The 24,019-nt window shown below is 40.7% G+C and carries 20 protein-coding genes and 1 pseudogene; 12 read left to right on the forward strand and 9 right to left on the reverse strand.

Annotation, left to right across the window (positions count from 1 at the left end; genetic code table 11):
- Positions 1 to 271 precede the first annotated feature (271 nt).
- The 5 genes from FLM54_RS13305 to pdhR form a co-directional block, all read right to left on the reverse strand.
- Positions 272 to 958, reverse strand: coding sequence for a tRNA-uridine aminocarboxypropyltransferase (locus FLM54_RS13305; protein WP_178956614.1), 687 nt, complete (start codon positions 956 to 958; stop codon positions 272 to 274).
- 380 nt (positions 959 to 1,338) lie between these two features.
- Positions 1,339 to 2,766 carry a dihydrolipoyl dehydrogenase gene (gene lpdA / locus FLM54_RS13310; protein ID WP_008114944.1) on the reverse strand — a complete coding sequence of 476 codons (1,428 nt, stop codon included), beginning with the start codon at positions 2,764 to 2,766 and terminating at the stop codon, positions 1,339 to 1,341.
- Between the two features lie 163 nt (positions 2,767 to 2,929).
- On the reverse strand, positions 2,930 to 4,846 hold the full coding sequence (gene aceF, locus FLM54_RS13315) for a pyruvate dehydrogenase complex dihydrolipoyllysine-residue acetyltransferase (protein WP_178956615.1): 1,917 nt from the start codon (positions 4,844 to 4,846) through the stop codon (positions 2,930 to 2,932).
- Between the two features lie 10 nt (positions 4,847 to 4,856).
- The gene (gene aceE / locus FLM54_RS13320; RefSeq protein ID WP_064663819.1) at positions 4,857 to 7,523 is read right to left on the reverse strand and encodes a pyruvate dehydrogenase (acetyl-transferring), homodimeric type; all 2,667 of its coding nucleotides are present in this window, start codon (positions 7,521 to 7,523) and stop codon (positions 4,857 to 4,859) included.
- An 84-nt stretch (positions 7,524 to 7,607) separates the two neighbouring features.
- Positions 7,608 to 8,357 (reverse strand): pyruvate dehydrogenase complex transcriptional repressor PdhR, encoded by a 750-nt coding sequence (gene pdhR, locus FLM54_RS13325; RefSeq protein WP_138608204.1) that lies wholly within the window; start codon positions 8,355 to 8,357, stop codon positions 7,608 to 7,610.
- A 324-nt stretch (positions 8,358 to 8,681) separates the two neighbouring features.
- Here pdhR and FLM54_RS18895 point away from each other — a divergent pair.
- Positions 8,682 to 8,792, forward strand: a pseudogene (locus FLM54_RS18895) (regulatory signaling modulator protein AmpE); the annotation flags it as partial.
- A 558-nt stretch (positions 8,793 to 9,350) separates the two neighbouring features.
- Here the strand turns inward: FLM54_RS18895 and ampE are convergent.
- Both ampE and ampD read right to left on the reverse strand, forming a co-directional pair.
- The gene (gene ampE, locus FLM54_RS13330; RefSeq protein ID WP_138609465.1) at positions 9,351 to 10,202 is read right to left on the reverse strand and encodes a beta-lactamase regulator AmpE; all 852 of its coding nucleotides are present in this window, start codon (positions 10,200 to 10,202) and stop codon (positions 9,351 to 9,353) included.
- Between the two features lie 287 nt (positions 10,203 to 10,489).
- Complete coding sequence (gene ampD, locus FLM54_RS13335; protein WP_178956616.1) at positions 10,490 to 11,035, reverse strand: 1,6-anhydro-N-acetylmuramyl-L-alanine amidase AmpD; 546 nt, start codon at positions 11,033 to 11,035, stop codon at positions 10,490 to 10,492.
- 378 nt (positions 11,036 to 11,413) lie between these two features.
- On the opposite strand from ampD, the gene nadC reads away from it, so the two are divergent.
- The 7 genes from nadC (at position 11,414) to yacG (ending at position 18,363) form a co-directional block, all read left to right on the forward strand.
- Positions 11,414 to 12,259 carry a carboxylating nicotinate-nucleotide diphosphorylase gene (nadC, locus tag FLM54_RS13340; RefSeq protein WP_178956617.1) on the forward strand — a complete coding sequence of 282 codons (846 nt, stop codon included), beginning with the start codon at positions 11,414 to 11,416 and terminating at the stop codon, positions 12,257 to 12,259.
- Positions 12,260 to 12,795: 536 nt separating this feature from the next.
- Positions 12,796 to 13,236, forward strand: coding sequence for a pilin (locus tag FLM54_RS13345; RefSeq protein ID WP_178956618.1), 441 nt, complete (start codon positions 12,796 to 12,798; stop codon positions 13,234 to 13,236).
- A gap of 64 nt (positions 13,237 to 13,300) precedes the next feature.
- On the forward strand, positions 13,301 to 14,524 hold the full coding sequence (locus FLM54_RS13350; protein WP_178956619.1) for a type II secretion system F family protein: 1,224 nt from the start codon (positions 13,301 to 13,303) through the stop codon (positions 14,522 to 14,524).
- 187 nt (positions 14,525 to 14,711) lie between these two features.
- On the forward strand, positions 14,712 to 15,623 hold the full coding sequence (locus FLM54_RS13355; protein ID WP_178956620.1) for a prepilin peptidase: 912 nt from the start codon (positions 14,712 to 14,714) through the stop codon (positions 15,621 to 15,623).
- Positions 15,624 to 15,625: 2 nt separating this feature from the next.
- Entirely contained in the window at positions 15,626 to 16,255 is a 630-nt protein-coding gene (gene coaE, locus FLM54_RS13360; protein ID WP_178956621.1) for a dephospho-CoA kinase, read from the forward strand.
- Between the two features lie 135 nt (positions 16,256 to 16,390).
- Positions 16,391 to 18,067, forward strand: a complete 1,677-nt coding sequence (pilB, locus tag FLM54_RS13365) for a type IV-A pilus assembly ATPase PilB (protein ID WP_178956622.1) — start codon at positions 16,391 to 16,393, stop codon at positions 18,065 to 18,067.
- A gap of 65 nt (positions 18,068 to 18,132) precedes the next feature.
- On the forward strand, positions 18,133 to 18,363 hold the full coding sequence (yacG, locus tag FLM54_RS13370; protein WP_054202591.1) for a DNA gyrase inhibitor YacG: 231 nt from the start codon (positions 18,133 to 18,135) through the stop codon (positions 18,361 to 18,363).
- Between the two features lie 59 nt (positions 18,364 to 18,422).
- Here the strand turns inward: yacG and FLM54_RS13375 are convergent, their stop codons facing one another.
- Positions 18,423 to 18,911 (reverse strand): periplasmic heavy metal sensor, encoded by a 489-nt coding sequence (locus FLM54_RS13375; protein WP_138605552.1) that lies wholly within the window; start codon positions 18,909 to 18,911, stop codon positions 18,423 to 18,425.
- Positions 18,912 to 19,077: 166 nt separating this feature from the next.
- Here FLM54_RS13375 and FLM54_RS13380 point away from each other — a divergent pair, with 166 nt between their 5' ends.
- Genes FLM54_RS13380 through FLM54_RS13390 form a run of 3 tightly spaced genes read left to right on the forward strand, consistent with a single transcriptional unit; the run spans position 19,078 to position 22,106 of the window.
- Positions 19,078 to 19,767: a response regulator gene (locus FLM54_RS13380; RefSeq protein WP_178956623.1), complete on the forward strand. Its 690-nt coding sequence runs from the start codon at positions 19,078 to 19,080 to the stop codon at positions 19,765 to 19,767.
- Positions 19,745 to 21,172: an ATP-binding protein gene (locus tag FLM54_RS13385; protein ID WP_178956624.1), complete on the forward strand. Its 1,428-nt coding sequence runs from the start codon at positions 19,745 to 19,747 to the stop codon at positions 21,170 to 21,172. The genes FLM54_RS13380 and FLM54_RS13385 overlap by 23 nt, the downstream gene beginning before the upstream one ends.
- Entirely contained in the window at positions 21,162 to 22,106 is a 945-nt protein-coding gene (locus FLM54_RS13390) for an alpha/beta fold hydrolase (RefSeq protein ID WP_178956625.1), read from the forward strand. Before FLM54_RS13385 ends, FLM54_RS13390 begins: the two co-directional genes overlap by 11 nt.
- A gap of 47 nt (positions 22,107 to 22,153) precedes the next feature.
- Here FLM54_RS13390 and FLM54_RS13395 read toward each other — a convergent pair whose 3' ends face one another.
- Positions 22,154 to 22,984: a cation diffusion facilitator family transporter gene (locus tag FLM54_RS13395; protein WP_178956870.1), complete on the reverse strand. Its 831-nt coding sequence runs from the start codon at positions 22,982 to 22,984 to the stop codon at positions 22,154 to 22,156.
- A gap of 156 nt (positions 22,985 to 23,140) precedes the next feature.
- Between FLM54_RS13395 and trmL the strand changes: the two genes are divergently transcribed.
- Positions 23,141 to 23,605: a tRNA (uridine(34)/cytosine(34)/5-carboxymethylaminomethyluridine(34)-2'-O)-methyltransferase TrmL gene (gene trmL, locus FLM54_RS13400; RefSeq protein ID WP_178956626.1), complete on the forward strand. Its 465-nt coding sequence runs from the start codon at positions 23,141 to 23,143 to the stop codon at positions 23,603 to 23,605.
- Positions 23,606 to 24,019 lie beyond the last annotated feature (414 nt).

Consider the following 24,019-nt stretch of genomic DNA (forward strand, 5'->3'; position numbering starts at 1 on the left):
CCTTACAGGATGTTTTAGGGATTTATGGAGACAGGCCCGGATAGCCTATATTACATAGAACTAGAAAGTAATATTGTAATAACACGGATCGTAAAAATTGGAGTTGATTAGGTTCAATTGCAGGATGCAACAAAGTTAGAAGATTCCGCAAGCGCGACTAGAGATGGTTCGCGCTTTTCTTTTGCCTGAAAGTCAGCGGTCAGCCAAATTATATATGTTTAGGCTATACTCAAGCGTAAAATTCAGCTTTTTTGTATTAATACCCTGCACTTTATTCCGGCCTGCCTTTGTTACGCTTACCAAGTAAATAAGCGTCGCGAAACTTAATAAAATGCTGTTCTAATTTAGTGCTCGCATCAACTTCACCAGCCAATGCTAATACCATAATAGCCACTTCTGCCGTACCTAACTGATGAGCATGAGGCGCTACACGTAATCGGTAATCAGAGAGTTTTTCTGCGGTAATAGAAAGCACAGGTAAGTTATCTAAATAAGGACTCTTACGAATCATTTTTTTAGCTTCTCGCCATGTACCATCTAAAAATATAAACAATGGCTGTTTACCTGCATGCGTTTCAACCTGGGTTACCACCCTATCAGTTTCAACATCTTCAGCCGGAAAAATCACAAAAGGCTGATATTTATCATTATTCAACAATGCTAATAAAGCAGGATCTGGGGAGGTTCTATCCCAACGAAACGCATGATTATCAGGCACTATTTCCGCAATTAAACGCCCTGTATTAGACGGTTTAAAACTTTCATTGTGATACATAAGTAAGCATACTGCAGCGCTACAGCTTGCGTACTCAGCGCCCTCACAAATACAGTAATGCTTGGCAATTAAGCATTGATCACAACGATCCATTTTTCCACCACGGGCATTAAACTCACGTCGAGATTCACTTATTTGCTGAGCTCGTAATGCTAAAACTGAATTTTTTAAACTCTGGGTCACTGTGGTTAATTACCTATAAATTGATGGCTGCGCATTGTAGCTAAAATAAAAGGAAATAGATATCTGCGGGCTGCGGGCTGCGGGCTGCGGGCTGCGGGCTGCGGGCTGCGGGCTGCGGGCTGCGGGCGCTAGTAAAATAAAACACCGAGCTTTTTGCAAGCATAACTTTTATATTGCAGGCGTGAATTTATCTCACGCAGGTTTAATTTAGGGTTTTAAGCCCGTTGCCCGACACTCGCAGCTCGACATGCTTTAGTCTTTGTTTTTGCACCATAGAGACGCTGCGCTACACAGAACAATTTTTTGCTAAACGCTGAGGCTATAAAAACAAAAAACCCAAGCCGAGGCTTGGGTTTTTTATCGCGATTAACTAAAAGAAATTACTTCTTCTTTTTAACTGCTTTTTTGTTTGGTAAATCAGTGATTGAACCTTCAAAAATTTCAGCAGCAAGGCCGATTGATTCGTTCAATGTTGGGTGAGCATGAATTGTTAGCGCTAGGTCTTCACCATCTGCACCCATTTCAATACCTAGACCGATTTCGCCCAGCATTTCGCCTGCGTTAATACCAATCATAGCACCACCGATAATACGGCCGCTTTCTTTATCAAAAATAAGCTTAGTAGAACCTTCGGTACGTGAAGAAGCAATAGCACGACCCGATGCAGCCCAAGGGAATACAGCTGTTTCAATGCTTAAACCTTGCTCTTTCGCTTCTTTTTCAGTTACACCCGCCCATGCAATTTCAGGGTCAGTATAAGCAATTGAAGGAATACACTTAGGATCAAAGTAATGTTTTTGACCAGAGATAACTTCTGCTGCAACATGGCCTTCATGAACCGCTTTATGCGCAAGCATAGGTTGACCCACTAAGTCACCAATCGCAAAAATATGTTCTACGTTAGTACGTAATTGCTTATCAACGTTAATAAAACCACGCTCATCAACATTCACACCCGCTTTATCAGCGTCTAACATGTTACCATTTGGTGTACGACCTACAGCAACAAGTACTTTGTCGTAACGTACTGGCTCTGCCGGTGCATTTTTGCCTTCAAACGTAACATATAAACCGTCGTCTTTTGCTTCAACGCCAGTTACTTTAGTTGAAAGCATTACATTAAACTTGTCTTTAACATGCTTTTGGTAAATTTTAATGATGTCTTTATCAGCAGCAGGAACAAGTTGGTCTGCAAATTCTACAACATCAATTGCAGAACCTAGTGCACGGTAAACCGTACCCATTTCAAGACCGATAATACCACCACCTAAAACAAGTAGCTTTTCAGGAACATCTTTAAGCTCTAGCGCGCCCGTTGAATCAATAACGCGATCATCCTCAGGGATGAAAGGTAAGTTTACAGGTTTAGAACCCGCAGCAATAATTGCGTTATCAAAGGTAATGGTTGTTTTACCGTCAGCGCCTTCAACATCTAAAGTGTTGCTACCAGTAAATTTACCGTAACCAGATACAACTTTTACTTTACGCATTTTAGCCATGCCGTCTAAGCCACCTGTAAGCTGGCCAACAACAGAATCTTTCCAAGAACGAACTTCATCTAAGTCAATTTTTGGTGCGCCAAAAGTAACGCCGTGAGATGACATTTCTGCAGCATCATCAATCACTTTAGCTACGTGTAAAAGTGCTTTAGAAGGAATACAACCAACATTAAGACATACACCGCCTAATGTCTCGCGAGATTCTACTAATGTAACTTCTAAGCCCAAGTCAGCAGCGCGAAAAGCCGCAGAGTAACCACCAGGACCACCGCCTAGTACAACAACTTGAGTTTTTAATTCGTTGCTCATGCTATTACCTTTATTGTTTGAACGGGACACAGCCCCAAAATTTAACTGCCATGTTTCTGCAAGGCAGAAAAGGGCATTTGTGCAAATATTGTATCATTGCAAATGATAAAAATCCCAGCTAAAAACAACTGGCTGGGATTTGATTTTACTCACTCTGTAGTGATCACATCACTAACTGGCGTATATCACTCATGTAACTTGCAAGAGTAACAGTAAAGCGTGCAGCAAGTGCACCGTCAATCACTCTATGGTCGTAAGACATTGAAAGTGGAACCATTAGCTTAGGCTCAAACTCTTTACCATTCCACTTAGGCTTCATTTCAGATTTAGACACACCTAAAATTGCCACTTCAGGCGCATTCACAATCGGCGTAAATGCCGTACCGCCAATGCCACCTAGGCTTGAAATAGTAAAACAACCACCTTGCATATCTGATGAACTTAACTTGCCATCACGCGCTTTAACAGATACTTCCATTAGTTCACGAGATAGTTCAATAATGCCTTTTTTATCAACATCTTTAAACACTGGTACAACTAAGCCATTTGGCGTATCAACCGCTACACCAATATTAATGTACTTTTTAAGGATTAAGCTTTCGCCATCCTCTGAAAGCGATGAGTTAAATGTCGGGAACTCAGCAAGCGCTTTAGCTGCTGCTTTCATTACAAACACGAGTGGCGTAATTTTAACACCCAGCTTTTTCTTCTCGTTAAGGGCATTTTGCTCTTTACGGAACTGCTCAAGGCTCGTGATATCCGCTTCATCAAACTGGGTAACATGTGGGATTTGCACCCAGTTACGATGTAAGTTTTTACCTGACAGCTTTTGGATACGAGAGAGTTTTTTCTCTTCTATTTCACCAAACTTAGCAAAATCAACTTTTGGCCATGGAATTAAACCAAGCTCACCGCCACCCGCATTGCCTTTAGCTGCTGGTACTTGACCAGACTCAACTTGCTTAACCAGTTGCTTAACATAGTTTTGCACGTCTTCTTTAACAACACGGTTTTTACGGCCCGTGCCTTTAACGTTGGCAAGGTTAATACCAAACTCACGTGCTAAACGGCGAACCACTGGCGATGCATGTGCATAAGCGCTATTGTTTTCAAAGCTTTCAGGGCTTGCTTTAGCAGATGATGCTGCTGGTTTTGACTCAGCCTGAGCTGCCGGCTTAGATTCTGTTTTAGGCGCTGGTGCTGATTTTTCTGCAGGTGCTGCAGCTGGTGCACTACCCGCCACTTCAAATACAAAAATCAATGAGCCAGTTTTAACTTTATCGCCAGTCGCTACTTTAATCTCTTTAACAGTACCTGCAAACGGCGCCGGTACTTCCATAGCTGCTTTGTCGCCTTCAACGTTTAAGATAGATTGCTCTTCTTCTACGCTATCGCCAACCGCAACCATCACTTCTGTTACTTCAACTTCGTCATCACCAATATCAGGCACGCTAACTTCTTTAGTGCTTGATGCCGATGTTTGTTCAGCAGGCTTCTCTTGTGCTTTTGAATCAGCTGCTGGGGCACTTTGGTTATCACCACCTGACACTTCAAAAACAAATACTAATGAACCCGTTTTCACTTTGTCACCAGTATTTACTTTAATTTCTTTTACTGTACCGGCAAAGGGTGCTGGTACTTCCATTGCCGCTTTGTCGCCTTCAACGTTTAAGATAGATTGCTCTTCTTCTACGCTATCACCAACTGCAACCATAATTTCAGTTACTTCAACTTCGTCATCACCAATATCTGGCACAGTGACTTCTTTAGTTGATGAAGCCGATGACGCAGCAGGTGCTACTTCATCGGTTTTTTCAGCTTCTTTAGAGTCAGCAGCAGAGTCTTGCGCTTCACCTTCAAAGATGAACACTAAAGTGCCTGTGGTAACAGTGTCACCCACATTTACTTTAATTTCTTTTACCGTACCGGCTTGTTCAGCAGGTACTTCCATCGCAGCTTTATCACCTTCAACACTTAATAGTGATTGGTCAACTTCAACTTTATCGCCAACGCTCACTAGTATTTCGGTTACTTCTACTTCATCGCCACCGATATCAGGTACTTTAATTTCAATACTCATTGCAAACCTCTTATGCGTACAGTGGATTTAGTTTGTTAGTGTCGATGTTGAATTTTTTAATTGCTTCAACAACCACTGACTTTTCAACTTCACCACGTTTAGCAAGTTCAGATAATGTCGCAACTACCACGTAGCTTGCGTTAACTTCAAAGTGACGACGTAGGTTTTCACGGCTGTCTGAACGACCGTAACCATCTGTACCCAATACTTTGTAGTTATTGCTTGGAATAAATGAACGCGCTTGTTCTGCGTAGTTTTTCATGTAATCCGTTGCAGCAACAGTTACTGAATCGTTTAATACGCTAGTGATGTATGGCGTTTTTTGCTCGCTTTCTGGGTTAAGCATGTTGAAACGTTCAACATCTTGTCCATCACGGGTAAGTTCATTGAATGAAGTTACTGAGTAAACATCAGACGCAATACCAAACTCTTCGCTTAAAATTGCCGCAGCTTTACGCACTTCAGTCATGATAGTACCTGAGCTTAATAGCTGTACGTTGGCTTTTTTACCTTCGTAGCTTTCTAGCTTGTAGATACCTTTACGAATACCTTCTTCAGCGCCTTCTGGCATTGCTGGCTGATGGTAGTTTTCGTTCATTAGCGTTAGGTAGTAGTAAATGTTTTCTTGCTCTTCACCGTACATACGACGAATACCGTCTTGCACGATTACCGCTACTTCAAATGCATAAGTAGGATCGTAAGAAATACAGTTAGGTACCGTGTTTGCAAGAATGTGGCTGTGGCCATCTTCGTGCTGTAAGCCTTCGCCATTTAACGTTGTACGACCCGCTGTAGCACCTAATAAGAAACCACGTGCCTGTTGATCCCCTGCCATCCATGCCATGTCGCCAACACGTTGGAAACCAAACATAGAATAGTAAATGTAGAATGGGATCATCGGTAAGTCGTTGGTGCTGTAAGATGTTGCAGCAGCAACCCATGATGACATTGCACCTAGCTCGTTAATCCCTTCTTGTAGAACTTGTCCTGAAGTTGCTTCTTTGTAGTAAGAAACAATATCACGGTCTTGAGGGGTGTAATTTTGGCCATGTGGGTTGTAAATACCGATTTGACGGAATAAACCTTCCATACCAAAAGTACGTGCTTCATCGGCAATAATTGGCACAATATTTTTACCAATACCTTTATCTTTTAATAAGATATTAAGTGCACGTACAAAGCCCATAGTGGTTGAAATATCACGTTTTTGCTCTTCAAGTAATGGCTTGAACGCATCTACTTCTGGTAACTGTAACTTTTCAGAGAACTTAGCAATACGTGTTGGCGTGTAACCTTGAAGCGCCTCACGACGTGCATGAAGGTACTTGTACTCTGGAGAATCTTTTTCAAGCTCTAAGTATGGCAGCTCTTTTAATTGCTCTTCAGATACTAAATCATCTAAGCCTAAACGAGAGCGTAAGTGAGCCACATGCGACATGTCCATTTTCTTAACTTGGTGCGCAATGTTTTTACCTTCAGCTGCTTCACCCATGCCGTAACCTTTTACTGTTTTAGCAAGGATTACTGTTGGACGACCTTTCGTCTCTTCTGCTTTTTTAAATGCAGCAAACAGTTTTGAAGGCTCATGACCACCGCGCTTAAGGGCGAAAATTTCTTCATCTGTCATATCAGCAACAAGTGCTGCTGTTTCTGGGTAACGACCAAAGAAATGTTCACGTACGTACGCGCCATCTTTTGCTTTATATGTTTGGTAATCACCATCAACAGTTTCGTTCATTAACTGTAGTAATTTACCTGTGGTGTCTTTAGCAAGCAGAATATCCCAACCGCTGCCCCAAACAAGTTTAATAACATTCCAGCCAGCGCCTTTAAATAGGCCTTCTAGCTCTTGAATGATTTTACCGTTACCCATTACAGGGCCATCTAAGCGCTGTAGGTTACAGTTAATCAAGTAACATAGGTTATCTAGCTTTTCACGGGCAGCAAAAGAAATAGCACCACGTGATTCTGGCTCATCCATTTCACCATCACCTAAAAACGCATATACACGTTGGTTTTTAGTGTCTTTTAAGCCACGGCCATCTAAGTATTTTAAGAAGCGCGCTTGGTAAATTGAAGAAATTGGACCTAAACCCATAGATACCGTTGGGAACTGCCAAAACTCAGGCATTAATTTAGGATGAGGGTAAGAAGGTAGGCCTTTACCATCTACTTCCTGACGGAAATTATCAAGCTGTTCAGCACTTAAACGCCCTTCAACAAATGCACGCGCATAAATACCCGGAGAAATATGACCTTGGTAATAAACTAAATCGCCACCATCAACATCATTTGGCGCTTTAAAGAAATGGTTAAAACACACTTCGTAAAATGCAGCAGACGATTGGTAAGACGCCATATGGCCGCCTAAGTCGAGATCTTTTTTCGATGCACGCAATACAATCATAATCGCGTTCCAGCGAATAATTGAACGAATACGGCGCTCAAGATTTACATCACCAGGGTAGGCAGGTTCTTGATCAACCGGAATCGTATTAACGTAGTTTGTGTTAATGCCTGTTGGCATATCAACACCGTCTAAACGGGCTTGTTCTAACACTTGCTCAAGTAAAAACTGAGCTCGTTCAACACCTTCTTCGCGCACAACCGATTCAAGAGCTTGTAACCACTCTTGTGTTTCTAGCGCGTCTACGTCAATTTTATTGACTTCAGACATATGGAGGTTTCCTTATGTTTAAAATACTAATTTTATGTATTGAATACTTCACTGTTAACTCAAGTTAGCAGTAAATGTACTTGCTTAATTTTGTTTGGTGCGTCTTAAACTACGTTCAATTCGCGAATGCTCTTTACCCGCTTCAAGCAATGCTTCTTCAATATAGGCTAAATGCGCATTACTCGCTAAGCGAGCTTGTTCAGGATTACCGTCAATCACTGCATCCATTAATAAACGCCTGTGCTCAGCTAATTGGCTGCTTATATCTGACTTTTTAAGTAACACCGTTAAATTTTGTAAAACATTCTGCTCAAGTAAGCTTTGCATCCCTCTTACTAAGTGCAGTAACACTACGTTATGAGACGCCTCAGCGATGCAAAAATGAAAGTCATTAATCGCTTTGGCTTTTTGCTTTAATTCATCTTTAGCTAATGCAATCTGCTCAAAGCTCTGTTTTACTTTTGCAAAATCGTTGCTTGTTCCGCGAAGTGCTGCGTAATAAGCCGCAATTCCCTCTAGCGCATGACGAAATTCTAATAAATCAAATTGCGATTCGGGGTGTTTACTGATCAAATCAAACAACGGATCAGTCAGCCCCTCTTCCAATTGATTTTTTACATACGTTCCACCACCTTGACGACGGGTTACGAGCCCTTTTGCCTCAAGCTTTTGAATGGCTTCACGCAACGACGGACGCGACACTTCAAATTGCTTAGCGAGTTCACGCTCCGGTGGTAACTTTTCTCCTGGTGCTAACGACCCCTCAAGAATCATGTTCTCAAGTTGTTGTAAAATAACATCAGATAATTTTGCCGCTTTAATTTTTAAAGACATCAATCAACGTCCGCGTTGTATAAGTGCTAGCAGCCCATTAAATAAGGCTTTTAACTGAATGACCTGACCAAAAGGTAAATTGGTCATACCAAATTTTGCCATACGTTATCAAAAACCGTAATTACTGTCAATTTACAGCAGTTTTAAAGCCCTAAGGCCAGCGTAACGTAATTTAAACAAAGTTCAAATAATACACAGATTACAGAGGATAAAGAAAGGTTAATAATATGAAAAACAAATGGTCAGACCAGCTGGGGTTCGGGGCTGTCTCTTATACACATCTCCGAGCCCGGTTCGGGGTTCGGGGTTCGGGTTCGGGGTTCGGCCGCCGAACAAGTTGAAAAGCGTTATTACGGCTGCACCTTTGAAGCCACCTGCATGATCAAACTGGTCAAGCGTAATGTACTTTTTTACTTTATTGTAATCGAGAGTTTACCTCCCGCATATTTAGGGTCTAGGTTAAAGATCAAAGGTTTTAAGCTCGTTCCCGTTGCTCGCAGCCCGCCCACACTAAGCTAAACACGGTGTTTAGTTTCTACCTAAAACCTAACACCAAATATATTTATTTCTGAACCACAGAGGGAACAACCATTGATTGTCACTTCTTCTGTGTACTCAGCATTCTCTGTGGTAAATAAATTACTTAAAAACTATTCACAAAGAGAAGATAATGGGTGTAAATGAGAGGCCCAAAGTGAAGTAACCCCTAGTGCCTAGAACCTAAATCCAGAGATCTAATATTTATTTTTTGAACCACAGAGGACACAGAGGCGCTTCACGCTCCACAGAGGGAACAACCATTGATTGTCACTTCCTCTGTGTACTCAGCATTCTCTGCGGTAAGTAAATTACTTAAACACTATTACACAAAGAGAGGGTAAAGAAGTTTTAAGCCCGTTGCTCATTGCCCGCAACTCGTAGCCCTCCAACACCAAGCTAAACACAGTGCTTAGCTTAATTTCTACCTAACACCTATGACCTAACCCCTAGTCTTTAACTTAAACCACCAAATAAAGTCATTAAGGCAATTAACACTAAGTAAAAAAGTACATTACGCTTGACCAGTTTGATCATGCAGGTGGCTTCAAAGGTGCAGCCGTAATAACGCTTTTCAACTTGTTCGGCGGCCAATGCCGTATAAGTAACCACCTTGCGATTTGGGCTTGAAAAGTCAAATACGAAGCGCAGCCAGCAACTAGTGCCTTTGTTAAAGTTACCAATCACTAAATAACCAAAACTGGTAATACGCGCTGGGAGCCAATCTAACCAAAACAGCAAGCGGTGAATGAGCTTAAAATGCTTGGCAATGACTTCATCACGGTTACCACTCACTAAGTCAGCAAAGGTTCGTACTAATGCATAAAAAACAGCACCGGCAACACCCAATATCACAAACCAAAATATAACCGCACAATAAAACCGGAAATTAACCCACGCTAATGTTTGACCTAAGGTTTCACCACCTTGCTGCTCCTCTGTGCGCTTTTGCCCCAATTGCAAAGCATATAAAGTGGCGGCAGTTTGGTCACCTCGAGTTAATGCATTGAGGTACGACTTATATAAGGCACGCTGTTTAGCACAACCGAAGCACACCAATAACACCGCTACATTAAAAACCAGCTGCCACAATGCAAAATCAGATAAAAAAAACAAACAAGCAACCGCAATCACCGGCAGCAATAACCAAATTAAAAACCCAGAAGCCGTGCCAAATAAACCTTTATTCGTTAATAAATTAACACTGCGATTTAAGTAGCTGTTGGCATAATGGCTTATTTGCCAATGCGCAGAGCGAGCCCCTAAACGCTCAAGTATCAGTGCTATTATTATTGAAACCAAAATCATGTAGTTACTCGCTTAATTTAGGGTCTGTTGACCTTTGCGGATTATAATTTGTTCAAACTAGGGGCGATTTAATCGCGGCGCGAGGTTTGTAACCTAGTGGGCTAAGTCAAAACCGAGCAACAAAGAGTAAATCCTCCCTAGGCAGAACCCGAAGGGCAGCGCCTGTTTGGCATTGATGCTACGTTATCGCCTATTTATGGGGAATAACCACACCACATAGGCGCTGCCTTGCCTAAATACCAAACAGACTGCTGCAAATTTAACCTTGAAAGGTCAACAGACCCTAGTTATTTAATTAGGTTAAAAAACTTACGCCAGTTAAAACTCGCTCCGGGGTCAGTTTTTCGCCCAGGGGCAATATCGCAATGCCCCACTATATTACTGGCTGTTATTTTTGGGTAGCGCTGCATAATAGCCTGCGCCAATGCAGCTAAACTTTGATATTGACCATCGGTATAGTTAGTTGTATCTGTGCCCTCAAGCTCTATACCTATACTAAAATCATTACAATTTTGTTGCCCAGCAAAGCAGGAACGCCCCGCGTGCCATGCACGTTTTTCAAAAGGCACATATTGTATAACTTCGCCACAGCGCTTAATAAAACAATGCGCTGATACCCTAAGTCCTGCTAAATCACTGAAGCTAGAATGTGCATTGCAATCAATATTCCCCATAAATAAATCATCAACGTAGGGGGTGTTAAACTCCCCTGCTGGTAATGAAATATTATGAATAACCAGCAGCGAAATATCGCTGTGAGCAGGTCGCTCGTCAAAGTGGCTACACGCACGCTGGGTAATATTATTTATAACGCCTAAAGAATCTATTTTCATACTATTTGATTTAAACTTATATGCCCGATGTCAAATGCTCTTTGAGTAAAATGGTAGGGATTGGTGTCAAGTCCATTGCCCGTTGCCCGTTGCCCGTTGCCCGTTGCCGAAAAATTTAAAACACTATTGTAAATATATTCAACACAGTGTTTGCTCAAAATAGCAGCTTGAGATAGATTTATTATCTAGAGCTCAGGTTAATCAACCAAAATTGATGTATATCAAGATGCTAATAGATTTAACCACATAAAGATAGCGTAATACCAAACCATAAAATATGATTAGCGCGTTAATTTTTAGTTTAGTTGTTAGCGGCTTCTATTTAGTAATTAAACAGAGTAAAATTTAGTTAATTAATTATCTACTATGAGCTTTTTCATGTCTATTTCGCATACCCTAATTAGCCAACTTGTTACCTTAGCCCTGGATGAAGACCTAAATAACCAAAGCGCAGAACAAGGCGACATTACCGCACAGCTTATTCCTCAAGCAGAGCAAGCCAATGCGAAAGTGATCACCCGTGAAGACTGTGTTTTTTGTGGTAAAGACCTTATTATTGAAGTATTTAAACAAGTCGACCCAAGTGTAGTTGTAAATATATGCGTGAACGACGGCGACTTAGTTAGTGCCAATAGCACCCTATTTACTGCATCAGGCTCTGCACGCGCTATTTTAACGGCTGAGCGAACTGCACTTAATTTTGTACAAACGCTTTCAGGCACAGCCACCACCACAGCACATTATGTAAAAGAGCTCAGTGGCACTAGCACGCAACTACTCGATACCCGTAAAACCATTCCGGGGCTAAGAGCATTGCAAAAATATGCAGTTAAGTGTGGCGGCGGTGCAAACCACCGAATTGGATTGTTTGATGCGTTTTTAATTAAAGAAAACCACATAGCAGCCTGCGGAGGAATTAATAACGCAGTAGCTCAAGCTAAGCTAAATCATGCCGATAAACTTATAGAGGTTGAGGTTGAATCGTTTGATGAGCTAGAGCAAGCCATTGACGCAGGCGCCGACATTATAATGCTAGATAATTTTAATCCTGAGCAAATACGCCAAGCGGTTACCATTACAAATAAGCGCGCTAAATTAGAAGTATCAGGCAATATGACCTTGGAAACGCTCAAAGCCTACTCACAAGCTGGGGTCGACTTTATCTCAAGTGGAGCGCTTACAAAAAATTTACAATCAATCGATTTATCGATGCGATTTGAATAAATAATGTAAAAACTATTTATAGTTTCTTGCGCTAATTGATTGACAGCTTTTAAAAAAGAGCATTAAATAATCCTAAAGGACTATTTGTAACAAGTTATTAAATAAAGGCGTTTTTTATAAAGTTTTTAAATACAAAAGCGCAATAAACAGTGTTAGACTCATTCATATTGACTAGTTTTAAATACTTAATTAGTTAAAAAGAATGGAGAAGCATTTGTAAGGGACAGAATAAAAATAAACGACAAGGTTTATTTTTATAATTAACTTGTAACTTAAGCGGGTTATAACTAACTTTTAATGGTTAGGTTTATACTCAAATAAGGGACGAGAAACGAATAACCGCCATGCTGTGCATTACTTTTGGGTCATTGCTTTAAGGTAATAATTTTAAAATAGTGATTACCAATGGTGCTAAAATGCCACTTGGCAAAAATGATTTTATTTTTTGTAGTAACAGGTTAAGTAAACAACATAAGTTATATTTATAATTTATACCCGTTTGGCTTACCGCAACATTATCCTTTAGGAGAGGAAACATGCAAACAATGACACAACAAAACCAAAAGGGTTTCACCCTAATTGAATTAATGATTGTAGTAGCAATCATCGGTATTTTAGCAGCAGTTGCACTACCTGCTTATCAAGACTATACCATCAGAGCACGTGTAACTGATGGATTGTCATTGGCTTCAGCAGCTAAGACAGCTGTTGCTGAAAATTCTATGAATGGAAATGCATTAGATCAAGGTTGGACAGCACCAACAGCAACAGATAATGTTACAAGCGTAGCAATCGCAGGCGCAACAGGTTATGTAACAATAACATACACAGCTAGAGCAGGCGGCGGTACAATTATATTGAGACCGCAAGCTGGTGGTGCAGATTTAACAAGTGGAACTGTTCCTGCAAACTCTTTAAGTTGGGACTGTACTACAGGTACTTTAGCTGCGGCCTATAGACCATCAAGCTGTAGATAGCATCATTTCAAGGCTGAATACCTAGTACTCAGCCTTAATTAAAATAATACAAGTAAATTAAAATATGAAAAAAGAGCCAAACCAAAAAGATACTTTTCAATGGATCGGGGTTAGTGCTCGAGGAAAAAAGCTTGAGGGAGAACTAATTGGTTCTAGTATTGCTTTGGTCAAAGCCCAGTTACGCAAACAAGGCATTACCCCCTCAAAAGTAAAACGCAAAGCCAAACCCTTGTTTGGTTTGCAAAGTGTGCAAAAAATCACCCCAAAAGACATTGCTTTAGTTACTCGGCAAATAGCTACCATGCTGATGGCGGGTGTACCACTGATTCAATCAATTGAGATGATAGGCTCAGGTTCTACCAATAAAAGCGTGAGTAAACTCATGGAAACAATTGGTGATGAGGTTAAAGCAGGGCAACCATTATCAATGGCACTCAGAAAGCATCCCCGTTATTTTGATGATTTATATTGCGATTTAGTAGCATCAGGTGAGCAATCGGGCTCTTTGGATAAAATATTTGACCGCGTAGCCCTTTATAAAGAAAAATCAGAAGCGCTTAAATCAAAAATTAGAAAAGCCATGTTTTACCCTATTGCGGTATTGGTGGTGGCGTTGATTGTAACCTCCATATTACTTATTTTTGTAGTACCACAATTTCAAGATATTTTCGCTGGCTTTGGTGCTGAACTGCCTGCCTTTACCTTATTTGTGATTGGTATATCAGAATTTATGCAAACAAACTGGTGGATAGCGCTCATTGCAGTTGTTGCCTTTGGTTATCTATTTAAAGAAGCCCATTTAAGAAGCTTAAAGTTGCGTGATGCCACCGATCGCGCCATACTGAAGCTTCCGGTTGTCGGCATGATTTTAAATAAAGCGGCCGTGGCACGTTATGCGCGGACTTTATCGACCACTTTTGCTGCGGGTGTACCATTGGTGGATGCTTTGGATTCTGCAGCCGGTGCCTCAGGTAATGCGGTTTACCGTTATGCTATTTTAGAAATAAAAGCCGAGGTAAGTTCAGGTAATCAAATGAACTGGGCGATGCGAAATTCAAAAATATTCCCCGATATGGTAGTGCAAATGGTCGCCATTGGTGAAGAATCAGGTTCGCTTGATGGCATGCTGGCTAAAGTTGCCACTATCTACGAGCAAGAAGTAGATGACGCGGTAGATGGTCTATCGAGCTTACTTGAGCCGTTAATAATGGCAGTGCTCGGCGTATTAGTGGGTGGCTTAATTGTGGCCATGTACTTACCTATATTCCAACTAGGTTCAGTTATTTAACCCCGCGTCCTTTTAAGATTTTATTTCGGTTTTAGGTTCACGAGCAACGAGCTTCGGGTTATAGGCCTAAAACCTTACACCTTGAACCTTGAACCTTGAACCTCGAACCTAACATCCTAAACCCTAACTTTGCACTTATATAAAACCACTGTATTATCAACACAGAATTTAGTTTTAGGTAAAATAAATGCAAAGTTTTTTTATTGATATCACCGCCACGATGCAAAACCATTTATGGTTTTACTTAACCACGATTGGCCTAGTGAGTTTATGTATTGGTAGCTTTTTAAATGTGGTGATTTATCGCTTGCCGCTAATGATGCAAAAAGAATGGCAAACTGAATGCCGCTTATTATTAGCCGATGAACTAACCAGCCCAAAGGCTAAACAGACCACTGAACAAACGACTAACACGTTTAACTTAGTTAAACCCAATTCATGTTGCCCAAAGTGCAAAGCGGCGATTAAACCGTGGCAAAATATCCCCATTATTAGTTGGTTATTTTTAAAAGGTAAATGCGCAACCTGTGATAACCCAATTTCAATTCGTTACCCAATCGTTGAAGCCATTACCGCTATTTTAAGCCTAGTTGTTGCTTACACTTTTGGCGCAACTGAGCAGGCTTTATTGTACATTGTAGTGACTTGGGCATTGGTAGCACTGACTTTTATTGATATTGATCACATGCTACTGCCAGATCAGCTTACTTTGCCGCTTTTATGGCTAGCATTAATCGCATCAGTTATGGGTTATACCATAGCCCCTAGCGATGCTATTATTGGTGCAGCATGTGGTTATTTAAGCTTGTGGAGTGTGTTTTGGCTGTTTAAGCTAATTACTGGCAAAGAAGGTATGGGTTATGGCGACTTTAAATTACTGGCTGTATTTGGCGCACTGCTAGGTTGGCAATCGTTATTGACCATTATTTTACTCTCAAGCGTGGTAGGCGCAGTAATAGGCATTGCCCTGCTGAGTATTCAAGGTAAAGACAAAGCAACGCCTATTCCTTTTGGTCCTTATTTAGCAATAGCCGGTTGGATAACTATGCTGTGGGGTACACAACTACAAAACAGCTATTTTAATTTTATTGGTTACTAACTATGAGTAATACACAACACCATAAAAATAACTGGGTGCTGGGCCTAACCGGTGGGATTGGCTGTGGTAAAACCGCAGTTAGCGATATGTTGGCAGAGCTAGGCATTACTATTGTTGATGCTGATATTGTAGCTCGCCAAGTGGTTGAACCTGGCTCAGAAGGACTTAATGCCATTGTTAAGCATTTTGGCTCTGACATACTCGATGAACATGGCGCATTAAACCGTAGCGAGCTAAGAGCACGTATTTTTAGTAACCCTGAGCAAAAAACATGGCTCAATGCGCTGTTGCATCCTTTAATACGCACTCAGCTTATTATTGATTTAAAAAACGCGCAAAGCGACTATGTGGTTTTAGTTGCCCCGCTATTATTTGAAAATGAGCTTGATCGCTACTGTAATCGTACTTTACTAATTGATGTACCAGTAGAAATACAAATTACCCGCACCACAAAACGTGACAATATTAGCTCTGAACAAGCAAAACAAATTATTGACGCACAGATGTCTCGTGAGCATAAACAACAAAAAGCGGATGATATTTTAAATAATAACCGCGATTTAAACGATGTAAAACAAGACTTACTTAGGCTACATAGTTATTATTTACAGCAAGCAAAGTCTACAATATAAAGTGACTGACCCAATCACAGCGCAATAAACTGATATTTTTTATCGGTAAATTATCTGCTGCATTGGTACGATTAATGTATTCCTTTCTTTTTTCTGATAAATTGCTGAGTAAAGAAGGATTAAATCAGGTGCGCAATGAATATTAACTCACCGTTACTAAGAAAATTTATTACCCTCGGCCGTGTCGATACCGATACCGTAAAAGCCAGGCAGCAAGACTTTGCGTCAACCGCAGAACTTATTTCTAAATGCGGAAAAATAGATAGCAACGATTTAGCTGAGCAATGTATTGATTTGTTTAGAGTGCCTTTTTTTGATTTAAAAGATTTTAATGTTGCACAAATTCCTGCCGAGCTAGTTAAAGAAAAGCTGATCCGTAAGCATCATATTTTACCTTTGGTACAAAAAGGCAGAAAAGTATATATTGCCGCTTCAGATCCTACCGATTACGGCGCTTTTGAAAACTTTGAATTTAGCACCGGTTTATCGTGTGAAGTGGTGGTAGTTGACTACATTCAACTCGATAATAAAATTGAGCAACTACTGGATGCTGCAGGTAGCTTAAATTTAAGTGAGGATGAATTTAAAGAGTTTGCTGAACTAGATTCTGAGCCACAAAAAGACCATACGCCAAAAGACGATGACAAAGACGACGCCCCTATTATTGTCTACATTAATAAAATTTTAATGGACGCAATAAAAAAAGGCGCTTCGGATCTTCACTTTGAACCTTATGAACATAAATACCGTATTCGCTTTCGTATCGACGGAATTTTACATGAGGTAGCCAGCCCGCCAAACACCTTGGCCAGTAAGCTATCTGCCCGTATAAAAGTTATGTCGCGCCTTGATATCGCTGAAAAACGTAAGCCACAAGATGGCCGTATAAAACTCAAAGTGACAGAACGTAAAAGTATTGATTTTCGTGTTAGTACCATGCCTACCTTATGGGGCGAAAAAATTGTAATGCGTATCCTCGATTCATCAAGTGCCATGTTAGGTATTGATGTATTAGGTTATGAACCTGAGCAGAAAAAACTCTACCTCGATGCATTAGAGCAACCACAAGGGATGATTTTAGTTACCGGTCCAACTGGCTCAGGTAAAACCGTCTCCCTGTATACGGGTTTAAATATACTCAATCAGCCAGAGCGTAACATCAGTACCGCCGAAGATCCGGTAGAAATTAACCTCGAAGGGGTTAATCAGGTACAAATAAACATTAAAGCCGACATGACCTTTGCTAATGCTTTACGAGCGTTCTTACGCCAAGATCCCGATGTAGTAATGGTAGGTGAGATACGAGATTTAGAAACCGCTGAAATATCAATTAAAGCGGCACAAACCGGTCACTTAGTACTATCAACGCTACATACTAACTCTGCACCTGAAACCATAACTCGTTTATTAAACATGGGCGTACCCGCGTATAATGTGGCCAGTTCAATTAGCTTAATAATCGCTCAGCGATTAGCGCGCCGATTATGCTCTAAATGTAAAACACCAGAGCAGTTACCCCGTGAAGAGCTTATTCGCCAAGGCTTTAGTGAACAACAAATACAGGATATGGTTTTGTATGCCCCTAAAGGCTGTGAAAGCTGTACTGAGGGCTATAAAGGCCGTGTTGGTATTTACGAGGTTATGAAAATCACCCCCGAAATAGCGCAAATTATAATGCGTGGTGGTAACTCATTAGAAATTGCTGAGGTATCACTTAAAGCAGGGTATAACAATTTGCGTTTATCAGGTATTCGTAAAGCAGCAGAGGGTGTGACCTCGCTGGCTGAGATAAACCGCGTTACTAGTTTTTAAATAAAATGCTTAGTTGCTTAACGATAAATTGAGCAGCCAAGCCTATATTAATTTGAGAGTAAATTATGCCAACTATGGTTAACTGCCCAACCTGCAAAGTAAAAGTAGAATGGTCAGCACAAAGTCCGCACCGCCCTTTTTGTTCAAAGCGTTGCCAACTTATTGACTTAGGTGAGTGGTCGTTTGAAAATAATAAAATTTCAGCACCCATCACCTCTGCAGATGAATTCAATCAAGACATGATTGAAGACATTGAAGCAATGATGGCAAAAAATGAAGATGACTTTTTTAAATAATCACTCGTGTAATATAAAAAAGCCAGCATTTAGCTGGCTTTTTGCTTTGTGTTAAAACGCTATGCTTTATGCTTGCGGTGCTTTTTGGTCATTCGCTGCTGAATTTTAGCTAACTTCTCTTTTTGCTCAGCGTTAAGTAGTTGCATTACTTGATGCTGGGTTTTTAATTTAATTAACCCCAATTGCTGTTTCTTATCTTGGCGTGCAGTTAATAACTCTTTCGCTGCATTTTCGTCAAAATTTGGCGCTGACAATAACGCATCCATTTGTTCTTTATAGGCTTGGCGCTGTGCCTGGCGCGCGTCTTTGTCTTGGCTTCTTAGCGCTTTAATTTGCGTTTTTTGCGCTGTAAAAATCGCTTTTAGTTGTGTTTGTTGCTCTTGCGTAAGTGCCAGCTTATCTGCTGCTCGCTCAGAGAGTAAAAAGCGCGCCTGAGAGTGACCTTGTTTATAGCCATCGCCTTTTGCAAATACGCTGCCCGTAGTGAGCGTTGCCGCTGTTAAACCGCAAATGAGTACTAATTTTGATAACGTGTTTACTTTAGTCATAATCATCACCTTAATATTGGATTGGTTGTTGGCTGCTAACCAGTATGTTCACTATAACTGGTTCAATGAAAAGTAACGCAAAGCAGTGTAAAGGTTATGTAAAGACTAACTATTGATACATTAAACGCGTAAAATAAAACCATTAACAGCTCGTAAGGCTTTATATATGAAACTATTAATGATTGATGATGACACCGGTTTATGCGAATTATTAAGCGAATACCTAAGTGCACAAGGCTTTAGCATTCAAACCGCACATGATGGTCAACAAGGCTTAGAGCTTGCCTTGCAAAACGATTACGCGCTTATATTACTAGACGTCATGTTGCCCTCTATAGATGGCTTTGAAGTACTGAAACAACTCAGGCAAAGTAAATTAACACCGGTGATTATGCTGACCGCTAAAGGAGAAGACTTTGACCGTATTTTTGGTTTAGAACTCGGCGCTGACGACTACATACCAAAGCCTTTTAATCACAGAGAACTACTAGCCCGCGTAAAAGCAATTACTCGCCGCATTGAACATATTAATAGTGTAAGTAATAACACTAATAAAAAGCTCTCTTTAAATGGTATTACTATTAATTTTGCTGCGCGAGAGGCCAGTATTAATAACATCCCCCTCACATTAACGGGCACCGAATACGAAATACTCGCTTTATTGATAAAACACGCGCCTGATGTAATTAGCAAAGAGCAAATAAGCGAAGATGTATTAGGCAGACGCTTAGCATCTTTTGACCGCTCTATAGATATGCATGTGAGTAATATTCGTAAAAAAATAGCCGAGCATATTGAGGGCGATAAAATTAAAACAATGAGGGGAACGGGTTATGTCTTCATCCAAGGAGAATAAAGCTCTGCGCTTTAGTTGGCTACGCCACCCACGACATTATCTGTTTTTTAAAGTGTTTACGTGGTTTTGGCTGACCATTATTGGCACTTTTACAGCGCTCTTTTTCTTGAGTAATATTTCACTAATAAACGCCATTAGCCATGATCCACTACAAGGGCCGATGCAAAAAAATCTAGAATATTTGGCACGAGGTATAGAGCGTAGCGCACATAAACACAAGCGCTCTATTAATGACATTATTACTCATCCGCGTTTAACGAAACGTAAGTTGCTTTATTTAAATTCACAAAATAGCGATGAAGTGTTGATCAGTAAAAATGTTGAGAACAATATTGATTTAAGCTTACTTAACTTTAGTAAGGGCATGCCACCACAGGTTATTTTTACTGAATATTACCAAGCTTTTGGCCCTGTGCGCATTCGGGTTCCTGAAGGGGAATTTGAGTTATATGAAATCGATATCAATCAGCAGCGACCGCTCTTTATTCGCTTAAGATTATTACCCGTTTGGTTAAAAATTACCATGGCAATTATTGCCTCGCTTACGCTTAGCTTTTTATTTAGCCGTAACTTAATTGCCCCTATAAATAGCTTAAAACAAGCCGCTATCAGGCTCTCAAACGGCGATTTAAGTGCGCGTGCAACAATAAATAGTCAGCGAAAAGATGAACTTGGAGTTTTAGGGCGCGACTTTAACCGGATGGCCGATCAACTAGAGCAACTGCTTAGCGCTCAAAAACGTTTATTAGCCGATATATCCCATGAATTACGCTCCCCGCTAACCCGTTTAAAAATGGCTACAGGACTTGCACAAATGCAGGCAAGTGAGGAAAATCAATCTTATTTGTTGCGTATTGAAAAAGAAGCTAACCAACTGGATAAAATGATAGCCGATGTATTGCAGATATCGCGCTTAGAAGCCAATAGCCAACCTTTATCGCTGCAAACACAGTCGCTGCAAGTGATTGTTGACCATGTAATAAACGATGCTCAGTTTGAAGCAAAACAGCACAATAAAACCTTAATTGTACATGGTAATGTTGAAGTAAATATAGAGTGCGACGAAATGTTGATTGCCAGTGCCTTAGAGAACATTCTGCGCAACGCCATTAAATATGCACAACATACTATTAGTATTAGCTTAAAACACAGTGATACCATATACATACAAATATGTGATGACGGCCCAGGCGTACCTAAAGCGCAACTCGATAAGTTGTGTGAACCGTTTTTTAGGCAATCAGATGCCCGCGACCGACACAGTGGAGGGACAGGGTTAGGGTTAGCCATTGCAAAAAATGCGGTAATAGCGCATGGCGGAAATTTAGTTTTATCAAACAAAGGCGCTGGCGGATTATGCGTTGAAGTAAGCTTACCAATACAAAAGAGAGACCATGTTTTATAGCACTGAAAGCGAGCTTGAAAATAACCTGTCTGCAATTACTGAGTTTTATACTAATACGCTTAAAAAAGCGTATTTAAACACAGCAGCTGGGGAATTATTTTATGCTTATGCCAAACCTAAAAATGCTCATACAGCCATTGTTATTAGTTCAGGGCGTATTGAAGGACTCGATAAATACAAAGAGCTACTTTGGGAGCTTTATTGTAATAATTTTGCTGTGTTTATTGTTGATCACCAAGGCCAAGGTCGCTCTTATCGGTTATTAAAAAACCCCCACAAAGGTTACGTAAAACAATTTGAAGATTACAGTCACGATCTTAACCAGTTTAATGAAAAAGTGGTGCAGCAGCACTGGCAAGGTAAAAAACTACTACTTAGCCATTCAATGGGCGGCGCCATTGCGTTTGATTACTTAGCACGCTATTCACATGATTTTAGTGGAGCGTTTTTATCGGCGCCCATGTTTGATATTTATACCAAAGGAATACCCAAACCAATTGCACAGTTTATCGCTGCGAGTGCGTCATTATTAGGTTTCTCAGGATGTTATGCACTAGGGCAAAGCGATTATTCAGCTGAAGAGTTTGCGCTTAATACTTTAACCAGTAGTCAAATACGTTACGAGCAATTTAGGGCAACTTATCAGCAAACCCCACTATTACAATTAGGTGGTGTGACTTATGGTTGGCTGCATACCGTTTTTTCGTTCATTAAAGCACTCGATAAGCTATCTATAACCACCCCACTATTTATAGCCAGCGCAGAAAATGACGAAGTGGTTGATAATCAAGCCCAACATAAGCTCGCAAGTAGGCATAAAAATACCCTAATCAAGCAGTTTAAAGGAGCTAAGCACGAGCTGTTTTTTGAACGTGATGATATCCGCCAATCACTGCTAACTAGCCTGTATAAATTTTGCGAGTCTGTAAATTAACCTCAATTATAGATAATAAATCTATCTCAAGCAGAGTTCAGATTAGGTTAACGACTAAGCGAGAGCGGATCTAGATGAATCAATATATCCACTTGTGATTCAAACTGCTGAGTGATCATGGCTTCCACTTCGTCTGCTACTTTATGGGCACGAATAAGTGGTAAATTGTCATCAAGCTCTAAATGCAGCTGAATAAATTTAACTTTACCACCTTGTCGAGTACGAATACCGTGCACCCCATAAACGTCATTATGATTACGGGCTATTTCAAAAATACTTTGCTTTTCTTCATCGGGTAGCTCTTTATCCATTAAGTGTGAGGCACTCTCGGTTGCTATATCCCAGCTGTTATAAAGTAAATATCCTGCCACACCTATGGCAAATAACGGATCAGCATACAGCACCCCATAATAAGCAAGTAAAATAGCAAGTAGCACCGCTGCATTTAAAATTAAATCGCCTTTGTAGTGCACAGAATCTGCTTTTATAGCGATTGATTCTGTATACTTTACGACTTTATTTTGCACATACACAATCACTAATGTACACACTATGGCAAAAATACTCACCCATACACCTAATAATGAATGCGTCAGCTCTACGGGGTTAATGAGACGCTCAATACCATGAAACGCCAATAAACAACCCGAGCCTGCAATAAAAGCGGCCTGCCCTAACCCTGCAAGCGCCTCTGCTTTACCGTGGCCAAATCGGTGGTCGTCATCCGCAGGACGCAGCGCGTACGATAAAACCAAAAAGCTCATTAACGTTGCTGTGATATCCATTAATGAGTCGGTTAATGAGCCAAGCATTGACGCAGAACCCGACGCTAGCCACGCCCATGCCTTGGTCGCAATCATTAGGCTGACCATAACCATGGTCACTATGCTAGAGGCTTTAACCCAAAATTCATAACTGCGATTATGCACGTATCTTTCCGCTGTAAGCTGTATTTAATGTTTTCAGTATATCATTTTTTATTCATTGTTCGTGTATACTGAGCTCGTCAAATTAAAGATTTTATAGGGCTTATTGTGCTGGATATTGTTTTATACCAACCTGAAATTCCGCCTAACACCGGGAATATCATTCGTTTATGTGCCAATACAGGCTTTGCACTTCATTTAATTGAACCATTGGGGTTTGAGTGGGATGACAAACGTGTAAAACGCGCTGGCCTTGATTATCACGAATTTAGCCATGTGCAACGCCATGCTTCATTTGAAGCTTACTTAGAAAAGTGCCAGCCTAAAAAAGTGTATGCGTGCACTACTAAAGGTAGTCAATTTCATCACCAAGCACAGTATGAAGCGGGTGACTGTTTGGTATTTGGTCCTGAGACTCGAGGTTTGCCTGATGAAATGATCCAAGCATTACCCAATGAGCAACGTGTTCGTATTCCTATGCAAGCCGATAGTCGCAGTATGAACCTATCTAATGCAGTAGCTGTGTTTGTGTATGAATCTTGGCGCCAACTTGGTTTTCCTAACGCCCAATAAATTAAACTGGCGTTTAAATTTAGTAACTTTAAGCGCCACTAAGTATTAGGATCTGTTGACCTTTCAAAGTTGAATTTGCAGCAGTTTGTTTGGTATTTAGGCAAGGCAGAGCCTAGGTGGTGTGGTATTCCCCACAAATAGGCGATAACGCAGCATCAATAACAAACAGGCGCTGCCCAAAGGGTTCTGCCTAGGGACGATTTACTCTTTTTTGCTCGGTTTTTACTCATTCTTACATGGATGTAAGCCAGTAGAATAACGCAGGAGCAGTTATCAAGCCCACTAGGTTACAAACCTCGCGCCGCGATTAAACCGCTCCTAGTTTGAACAAATTTTAATCCACAAAGGTCAACAGACCCTTATCACTGACTATTTTTCAAAATCTATAAACTTGTACTAAGCTAATAATAATAT

Origin of the sequence: Pseudoalteromonas sp. Scap25 (assembly GCF_013394125.1) — a bacterium.
Lineage (GTDB): Bacteria > Pseudomonadota > Gammaproteobacteria > Enterobacterales > Alteromonadaceae > Pseudoalteromonas.